This window comes from Arenimonas sp. (genome assembly GCF_019459675.1).
In the GTDB taxonomy this organism is placed as follows: Bacteria; Pseudomonadota; Gammaproteobacteria; order Xanthomonadales; family Xanthomonadaceae; genus Arenimonas.
Genome location: NZ_JAIBFH010000457.1, coordinates 1 through 9,240 on the forward strand (window position 1 = coordinate 1; position 9,240 = coordinate 9,240).

The following is a 9,240-nucleotide window of genomic DNA, read 5'->3' on the forward strand; positions in this document are numbered from 1 at the left end:
GCCCCGATGTTCGAAGGCCCGGAAGCGCGCGCGAGCGAACTGATGTCCTTCCACAGCCTGGCGCGCCCGCTGTTCCTGCCGCTGGGCCTGCGCGTGGACACCGTGAGCCTGAGCGCGCGCGGCAGCTGGAGCCTGCTGCTCGACGACGGTACCCGCATCGAGGCCGGCCGCGGCGACCCGCAGTCGCGCCTGGCGCGCTTCGCCCGGATGCTGCCGCAGCTTCGCGCCACCGATGCGCGCGTGCTGGTACGCGCCGACCTGCGCTACACCAACGGTTTCACCCTCGTCTGGCAGGACGCCCCCGCGCCGCCGGCCATTCCCCCCGCATCCGCAGCACAGGCCAACACATGAATCGCAAAGGCGACAAGTCGCTGATCGTCGGACTCGACATCGGCACCTCGAAGGTCACCGCGCTGGTGGGCGAATACTCGCCCGGCCAGGAGATCGAGGTGATCGGCATCGGCTCGCACGAATCGCGCGGCATGAAGCGCGGCGTGGTGGTGGACATCGAGTCCACCGTGCAGTCCATCCAGCGCGCGGTGGAAGAGGCCGAGCTGATGGCCGGCTGCGAAATCCGGTCGGTGTATGCGTCCATCACCGGCAGCCACACCCAGTGCCGCAACTCGCCCGGCATCGTGCCGGTGGCGGGCGGCGAAGTGACCTACGCCGACCTGGACCGCGTGCTGGAAGCGGCCAAGGCCGTGGCCGTGCCCGCCGACCAGAAGATCCTGCACGCCATCGCCCAGGAATACATCGTCGACAATTCCCAGGAAGGCATCCGCAACCCGGTGGGCATGAGCGGCGTGCGCCTGGAAGTGCGTGCGCACCTGGTCACCGGCGCCCAGTCGGCCGCCAGCAACGTGATGAAGTGCGTGCAGCGCTGCGGCCTGCAGGTGGACGATCTTATCCTGAGCTCGCTGGCGTCCAGCACCGCCGTGCTCACCACGGATGAGAAAGAGCTGGGCGTGGTGCTGGTGGACATCGGCGCCGGCACCACCGACATCGCGGTGTTCGTGCAGGGCGCCATCCGCCATTCCGCGTCCCTGCCGATTGCCGGCGACCAGGTCACCAACGACATCGCCCACCTGCTGCGCACGCCCACCCCGGAAGCCGAGCAGATCAAGGTGCGCTACGCCTGCGCGCTGGCGCAGCTGGCCACCGCCGAGGAATCCATCCAGGTGCCGAGCGTGGGCGACCGCCCGCCGCGCCGCCTGGCGCGCCAGGCCTTGGCCGAGGCGGTGCAGAACCGCTACGAGGAAATCTTCGAAATGGTGCAGGCCGAACTGCGCCGCTCCGGCTTCGAAGAGCTGGTGCGCGCCGGCCTGGTGCTGACCGGCGGCGCGTCGCGGATGGAAGGCGTGGTGGAGCTTGCCGAAGAAATGCTGCACATGCCCGTGCGGGTGGGGATTCCCCAGCACGTGTCGGGCCTGGGCGAAGTGGTGGGCAACCCGGTGCATGCCACCGGCGTGGGCCTGCTGCTGTGGGGCAGCCAGTTGGAACATCCCCGCCGCCCGACGCTGTCGGCCGGGAAGGCGGGAACGGTTTGGACGAAGTTCAAGAACTGGTACCGAGGTGAGTTCTGAGCGAAGTCAACGCACCAAGCAGGCAAGACAAAGCAACCAAGAAACTAAAACCCCTGGATTCGAATCACGGAGGACGCGGACATGGCACATTTTGAACTGATCGAAAAGTTGGCACCCAATGCGGTAATCAAGGTCATCGGCGTGGGCGGCGGCGGCGGCAACGCCGTGGCGCACATGGTGAATGCGGGCGTGGAAGGCGTGGAGTTCATCACCGCCAACACCGACGCGCAGGCCATCAAGCAGTGCGGCGCGAAGATGCAGCTGCAGCTGGGCGGCAACGTCACCAAGGGCCTGGGCGCCGGCGCCAACCCGGAAGTCGGCCGCCAGGCCGCGCTGGAAGACCGCGAGCGCATCGTCGAAGCGCTGGAAGGCGCCGACATGGTGTTCATCACCGCCGGCATGGGCGGCGGCACCGGCACGGGCGCCGCGCCGGTGGTGGCACAGCTGGCCAAGGAGATGGGCATCCTGACCGTTGCCGTCATCACCAAGCCGTTCCCGTTCGAAGGCCGCCGGCGCATGCAGGTCGCGCTCAAGGGCATCGAGGAACTGAGCCACCACTGCGATTCGCTGATCACCATCCCGAACGAGAAGCTGATCACCGTGCTCGGCCGCCAGGCCACCATGGTGCAGGCCTTCCGCGCGGCCAATGACGTGCTGCTGGGCGCCGTGAAGGGCATCGCCGACCTGATCGTCAGCCCGGGCCTGATCAACGTCGACTTCGCCGACGTGCGCACCGTCATGTCCGAAATGGGCCTGGCGATGATGGGCACCGGCGTGGCCCGCGGCGACGACCGCGCCCAGGCCGCCGCCGAGGCCGCGATCAAGAACCCGCTGCTGGACGACGTCAACCTGATGGGCGCCAACGGCGTGCTGGTCAACATCACGGCCGGCCCGGACTTCACGATGGCCGAGTTCGACGAGATCGGCCGCATCATCGAGGAGTTCGCGTCCGAGGACGCCACCGTCGTCATCGGCACCTCGCTGGACCCGGAGATGCAGGACGAAGTGCGCGTGACCGTGGTGGCCACCGGCCTCAACCGCGGCGCGGTGCGCCAGGTCGCCCCGCGCGCCCCGGAAAAGGAGGTCTACCGTGCCCCGGTGAAGCTGGTGCGCAACGCCAGCACCGGCATGATCGACGACAGCGCGATGGCCAATGTCACCGCGGCGCCGTCCCACAGCCACATGAACCTGCGCGCGGGCCGGGCCCACGAGCCGGCGTCGGGCGCCTCCAGCGCCGTGGCCGACCTGCCCAACGACCACAGCTACCTGGACATCCCGGCCTTCCTGCGTCGCCAGGCCGACTGAGCAAGGCGGCCGCCGACCCGTGGGCGCCCGACCAGGCGCTCCCGGGGCGGGCAGCCGCAGCCGGCGGGCCTGGACGGCCGGCCGGGCGTCACGGCCGCGCACTGGAGTGCGCGGCAAGCCGTCGTCCCCAGGGGGAATGGAAATCTTGGCCCGCCGGCCCGTCCGGCGGGTCCTTTTCCAATCCAGTCAAGGGGTTACCTGTTGCAGGCGGGGTTTTTACCCGCCAGGCGTTTCCGGACGGTGACAAAGCGCCAGTTGTTAGGTTTTCGTTCAGTGCGCCCTGTGTTATCGTTCGGACGGTTTTGCGCGCTCCCGCTTCGGAGAACGCCACAAATTATGATCAGACAACGAACCCTCAAGAACGTCATACGCGCCACTGGCGTCGGCCTGCACAGCGGCGAGAAGGTCTACATGACCCTCCGCCCCGCAGCTCCCGACACGGGGATCGTGTTCCGTCGCGTTGATTTCGACCAGCCGGTTGAAATCCACGCCAAGGCCGAAAAAGTCGGCGACACCAGCCTTTGTACCGCCCTGGTCGAGGGCAATGTCCGCGTCATGACGATCGAGCACCTGCTCTCGGCCATGGCCGGCCTGGGTATCGACAACGCTTATGTAGACCTGTCCACGGCTGAAGTGCCGATCATGGACGGTTCGGCCGGTCCCTTCGTGTTCCTGCTGCAGTCGGCGGGCATCGAAGAACAGAATGCGGCCAAGCGCTTCATCCGCATCCTCAAGCCGCTCAGGGTCGAAGACGGCGACAAGTGGGCCCGCTTCGAGCCGTTTGAAGGCTTCAAGGTCGGCTTCACCATCGACTTCGCCCACCCCATCTTCAACAAGTCCACGTCCAGCACCGAGATCGACTTCCCCACCACGTCCTTCGTGAAGGAAGTCAGCCGGGCCCGTACGTTCGGCTTCATGAAGGACATCGAGTACCTGCGCGAGCGCAACCTGGCGCTGGGCGGGTCGATGGACAACGCCATCGTCCTGGACGACTACCGCGTGCTCAACGAAGACGGCCTGCGCTACGAGGACGAGTTCGTGAAGCACAAGATCCTGGACGCCATCGGCGACCTTTACCTGCTGGGCCACAGCCTGATTGGCGCCTTCTACGGCTACAAGTCCGGCCACGCCCTCAACAACCAGCTGCTGCGTACCCTCCTGGCCGACACCACGGCCTGGGAAGAGGTGACGTTCGACGATCCGGCCCTGGCGCCCATCTCCTACGCCCATCCCGCGCAAGCGGTCTGAACGCACATCGCGGGCCGATCCGGCCACTTTAACGCTCGATTAACGACTCACAGCGTTCCACGGGGCATTATGCCCCGTCGGCCGATGGCCGGGCGCTGGCGGCCAGCCTCAAAAGCTGGGCCCGGAGCTCCGGATCAGAAACCGATTGGGCGGTGGCCCGCAGTGAATCGCGGACCGCCTCGGAAAGCGGCCTCGTTGGACCGGTCCCCGTGGGGACGGCAGGACTGGGTGTAGCCACTTTCACCACCAGCGTCCCGGCCTTGAGCCCGGCCGCGGCCGCGGCGTCCAGCAGGGCGTCCGCATGCAGCCGCAGCTTGGCCTTCCAGACCGGGCTGCTGACCAGAAACACCAAGTGCTTGTCATCCACGTTGGCCAGTTTGCATTGGTCGGCCACGGTGGCGGGGAGACTCTGGCGCAACAGCGGGTCGAGCGCGTCCAACCATCGGGCACGCTCCATCAGGCTGGCCAGTCCGGTACCAGCCAGCGCTTGCAGCGCTTGCGGGGGCAGGGCGGTCGGCGAAGCGCCGCGGACATTGGTTTTAGGTGGTCTAGACATGATGAATGTCATCATCGCAGCAAAATTCCTTCGGTCGCCAAAAAAACTGGCGTTCGATGATCCAAAAACCGCCGGCATCGCCCTGGGCGCCATCGCCCTGGTGCTGGCGGTAGCCTTCGGAACCGGCTACCTCGCCCGCGGCGCCAACGGCGCTGCCCTGGAGGAAATCACCCGGCTCCAGGCTGAAATGGCCCAGCAGCAAGTGGCCCTGACCGTGGCCCGCGAAGACGCCCAGCGCGAAGTGAACGCCATCGCCGCCCGCGTCGGCGAACTCCAGGCCCAGGCCAACCGTCTCAACGCCCTGGGCGACCGCCTGACACGCGTGGGCAAGCTCAAGGACGGCGAGTTCAATTTCAACGAACTGCCCGGCCAGGGTGGCTCCGAGTCCGCCAGCGACGTGCCGTCGGGCGACCTGCTTTCCAGCCTTGACGCGCTGCAGTCCCAGTTCTCACATTCCGGCCGCCAGCTCTCGGTGATCGAGTCGCTGCTGTTCGACCACGACCTGGACAACAAGCGCACGCCGGCCGGCATGCCGGCGCCCGGCTATGTCTCGTCGGGCTACGGCGGCCGCTCCGACCCGTTCGGCCGTGGCCGCGCCCACCACGCGGGCATCGACATCGACGCCAATACCGGCGACCCCATCACCGCCGCCGCCGAAGGCGTCGTCAGCTTCTCCGGCGTCCGCAGTGGCTACGGCAACGTGGTCGAGATCGACCACGGCAACGGTTACAAGACCCTTTACGCCCACAACTCCCGCAACCTGGTCCGCGCCGGCGACGTCGTGCGGGCCGGCCAGCTGATCGGCAAGGTGGGTTCCACGGGCCGGTCCACCGGTTCGCACCTGCACTTCGAGGTCATGCTAAACGACCGCCAGGTGAACCCGCGCCAGTACCTGGACAAGGCGCGCGGCTGAGCCCACCGGGCGGGCTTGATAGTCCCGCCCCCGTCCCCAAGTTAGACTAGCCGGCCGCGAAGCCCTTCCAGGGCTGCCGTGGCCTTTTTATTTCGCCTCCGCGCGACCCGTTCCCCAAATGGTTTCCCCAATGCTCAACAGCTTGCTTACCCGCATTTTCGGCAGCCGCAATGAGCGTCTGCTGCGTCAGTTCAACAAGAACGTCGCCGCCATCAACGCGCTTGAGCCCCAGATGGAGCGCCTGGACGATGCGGCGCTGCGGGCCAAGACCGACGAGTTCCGACAGCGCGTCGCCGACGGCGCCAGCCTCGACTCGCTGCTGATCGAAGCCTTCGCCGTTTGCCGCGAGGCCTCGCGCCGCTCGCTGGGCCTGCGCCATTACGACGTGCAGCTGATCGGCGGCATGGTGCTGCATTCGGGCCGCATCGCCGAAATGCGCACCGGCGAAGGCAAGACCCTGGTGGCCACCCTGGCCGTGTACCTGAACGCGCTGGCCGGCAAGGGCGTGCACGTGGTCACCGTTAACGACTACCTGGCCCGGCGCGACTCGGGGTGGATGGGCAAGCTGTACAACTTCCTGGGCATGAGCGTGGGCGTGGTCTATCCGGGCATGCCGCATTCGGACAAGAAGGGCGCCTACGGTTCCGACATCACCTACGGCACCAATAACGAATTCGGCTTCGATTACCTGCGCGACAACATGGCGCTGGCCAAGGAAGACCGCCACCAGCGCGGCCTGTTCTTCGCCATCGTCGACGAAGTCGACTCGATCCTTATCGACGAAGCCCGCACCCCGCTGATCATTTCCGGCCCGGCCGACGATTCCCCCGAGCTGTACGTCAAGACCAACCGCATCGTCCCCAAGCTGATCAAGCAGGAAAAGGAAGACGGCGAGGGCGACTACTGGGTGGACGAGAAGGGCAAGCAGGCCCATCTTTCCGAACAGGGCATGGGCCACGCCGAGGAGCTGCTGCTCGAAGCCGGCATCCTGGCCGAGGGCGACAGCCTTTATTCGGGCAACAACCTGGCGGTGGTCCACCACCTCAACGCCGCGCTGCGCGCGCATGCGCTGTTCCAGCGCGACGTGGACTACATCGTGCGCGACGGCGAAGTCATCATCGTTGACGAGTTCACCGGCCGCACGCTGGCTGGCCGCCGCTGGTCGGACGGCCTGCATCAGGCCGTGGAGGCCAAGGAAGGCGTGCCGATCCAGCGCGAAAACCAGACGCTGGCCTCGATCACCTTCCAGAACTTCTTCCGCATGTACGGCAAGCTGGCGGGCATGACCGGCACGGCCGACACCGAGGCCTTCGAGTTCCAGAGCATCTACAGCCTGGAGGTGGCGGTGATCCCCACCCACCGGCCGATGGTGCGCAAGGACCATCCCGACCTGGTGTACCTGGCCCGCCCGGCCAAGTACGACGCGGTGATCGAGGACATCAAGGATTGCTACGGCCGTGGCCAGCCGGTGCTGGTGGGCACCACGTCCATCGAGACTTCCGAACTGCTGGCCGCGCAGCTCAAGGAGTCTGGCATCCCGCACGAAGTGCTCAACGCCAAGCAGCACGAGCGCGAGGCGCAAATCGTCGCCAACGCCGGCATGCCCAAGGCCGTCACCATCGCCACCAACATGGCCGGTCGCGGCACCGACATCGTGCTGGGCGGCTCGCTGGAATCCGAGCTGCACCAGCTGCCCGAGGAAGCCACCGACCTGGATCGCGCGCGCATCAAGGCCGAATGGCAGAAGCGCCACGACGAAGTGCTGGCCTTGGGCGGCCTGCACATCATCGGCACCGAACGCCACGAAAGCCGCCGCATCGACAACCAGCTGCGCGGTCGCGCCGGCCGCCAGGGTGACCCGGGCTCGTCGCGCTTCTACCTGTCGCTGGACGACAACCTGATGCGCATCTTCGCCGCCGACTGGGTGCAGAAGGCCATGCGCGGCATGGGCATGAAGGAATCGGACGTCATCGAATCGGGCCTGGTGACCAAGCAGATCCAGAACGCACAGCGCAAGGTCGAATCGCACAACTTCGACATCCGCAAGAACCTGCTCGACTTCGACGACGTTTCCAACGACCAGCGCAAGGTGATCTACCAGCAGCGCAACGAGCTGCTGGAATCGGAGTCGGTGGAAGAATCCATCCAGGCCATCCGCGAGGACGTGCTCGCCGAAACCGTGCGCCGCTACGTGCCGGCCGATTCGGTGGACGAACAGTGGGACCTGCCGGGCCTGGAGCGCGCGCTGTCGGAAGAGTTCGGCCTGGTGCTGGACCTGCAGTCCACGGCCAACGCGCAGGAAGCCATCGACGCCGAAGGCATCCTCGACATGGCCGACGCGGCCTTCAGCCAGTTCTTCAAGGAAAAGCAGGACCAGCTGGGCCCGGATATGATGCGCCACCTGGAAAAGCACCTGATGCTGAACGTGCTGGACCAGAACTGGAAGGAGCATCTGGCGCGCATGGACTACCTGCGCCAGGGCATCCACCTGCGCGGCTACGCCCAGAAGCAGCCCAAGCAGGAGTACAAGCGCGAGAGCTTCGAACTGTTCGGCGAGATGCTGACCAAGGTGAAGCAGGAAGTGACGTCGCTGCTGGCGCGCGTGCGCATCCGCAGCGAAGAGGAAGTGGCTGCGATGGAAGCGGCCGAGCGCCAGAAGCTCGAGGCCCAGACCCGCAGGATGCAGTTCCAGCACGCCGATTCGGGTGGCTACGGCGCCGACGAGGAAGCCGCGCAGGCGCAGGCGCTGGCGGCACAGGGCATGGGCGTGCTGGCCGAGCCGGCCACCCGCGACGAGCCCAAGGTCGGCCGCAACGATCCCTGCCCCTGCGGCAGCGGCAAGAAGTACAAGCAGTGCCACGGCCGGCTGGATTGATCCACCGGTTCGGTCCTGATGGCCAGCGCCGGGTCTGACCGCCCGGTCCACGTGGTCGCGGCCGTCCTGAGCGACGCTCGCGGTCGCATCCTGCTGGCGCGCCGCACTGCCGGCCGCGACCTTGCCGGCGCTTGGGAATTCCCTGGCGGCAAGTTGGAAGCCGGTGAAACCGCGCGCCAGGCCCTGGACCGCGAACTGGACGAGGAGCTGGGCATCCGCGTGCTGACCGCCGAGCCGCTGATCAGCGTGCCGCAGGCCTACCCCGGCAAGCGCATCGTGCTGGACGTGTACCTTGTTTCCGCCTTCCAGGGCACGCCCCGCGGCCGCGAGCGCCAGGCGCTGGCCTGGTCGCCGCTGGAAAAGCTTGACAGCTATCCCATGCCGCCCGCCGATCGCCCGGTGGTGGCGGCGCTCACGGCGCCCGGGCGCTACCTGGTGAGTCCTGAAACCGTCGAACCCACCGCCTTCCTGGCGCGGCTTGAGCGCGCGCTGGCGGCCGGCGTGCGCCGGGTGCAGCTGCGCGTGCGTGGCCTGGCCGCGGCCGACCTGGCCGGGCTGGCCCGCGCCGCGGCGAGCCGCTGCGATGCGGTGGGCGCCGAGCTGCTGGTGAACGGCGAGCCGGGCCTGGCGGCTGACCTGGGGCTTGGGCTGCACCTGCCCGCGCGCGAACTGATGGCGCTGGCTGCGCTGCCGGCGCTGGCGCCGGGGGGGGGCGGGGCGGGGGCCGGCCCCGCCCCCGCCCGCCAGCAGCCCGCCCCCC

At 67.5% G+C, this 9,240-nt stretch carries 8 protein-coding genes; 7 read left to right on the top strand and 1 reads right to left on the bottom strand.

All coding sequences use genetic code 11. The annotated features are described in order from the left end of the window. From K0M70_RS15070 to lpxC, 4 genes are all read left to right on the top strand, one after another. Window positions 1-351 (top strand): cell division protein FtsQ/DivIB (locus K0M70_RS15070; protein WP_290783328.1); only part of this gene is annotated, 351 nt, incomplete at its 5' end. Beyond that, on the top strand, window positions 348-1,583 hold the full coding sequence (ftsA, locus tag K0M70_RS15075; protein ID WP_290783330.1) for a cell division protein FtsA: 1,236 nt from the start codon (window positions 348-350) through the stop codon (window positions 1,581-1,583). The genes K0M70_RS15070 and ftsA, both read left to right, overlap by 4 nt. A gap of 81 nt (window positions 1,584-1,664) precedes the next feature. Then, window positions 1,665-2,888: a cell division protein FtsZ gene (gene ftsZ / locus K0M70_RS15080; RefSeq protein ID WP_290783332.1), complete on the top strand. Its 1,224-nt coding sequence runs from the start codon at window positions 1,665-1,667 to the stop codon at window positions 2,886-2,888. Window positions 2,889-3,224: 336 nt separating this feature from the next. Then, entirely contained in the window at window positions 3,225-4,136 is a 912-nt protein-coding gene (lpxC, locus tag K0M70_RS15085; RefSeq protein ID WP_290783334.1) for a UDP-3-O-acyl-N-acetylglucosamine deacetylase, read from the top strand. A 67-nt stretch (window positions 4,137-4,203) separates the two neighbouring features. Here the strand turns inward: lpxC and K0M70_RS15090 are convergent, their stop codons facing one another. Continuing rightward, entirely contained in the window at window positions 4,204-4,707 is a 504-nt protein-coding gene (locus tag K0M70_RS15090; protein ID WP_290783335.1) for a DciA family protein, read from the bottom strand. Between K0M70_RS15090 and K0M70_RS15095 the strand changes: the two genes are divergently transcribed. From K0M70_RS15095 to mutT, 3 genes are all read left to right on the top strand, one after another. Then, on the top strand, window positions 4,694-5,605 hold the full coding sequence (locus tag K0M70_RS15095; protein WP_290783336.1) for a M23 family metallopeptidase: 912 nt from the start codon (window positions 4,694-4,696) through the stop codon (window positions 5,603-5,605). The two genes, K0M70_RS15090 and K0M70_RS15095, sit on opposite strands and share 14 nt — an antisense overlap. A 130-nt stretch (window positions 5,606-5,735) precedes the next feature. Then, the gene (gene secA, locus K0M70_RS15100) at window positions 5,736-8,480 is read left to right on the top strand and encodes a preprotein translocase subunit SecA (RefSeq protein ID WP_290783338.1); all 2,745 of its coding nucleotides are present in this window, start codon (window positions 5,736-5,738) and stop codon (window positions 8,478-8,480) included. Between the two features lie 18 nt (window positions 8,481-8,498). Next, window positions 8,499-9,240: 8-oxo-dGTP diphosphatase MutT (gene mutT / locus K0M70_RS15105; protein ID WP_290783339.1), on the top strand; the 742-nt coding region annotated here is incomplete at its 3' end.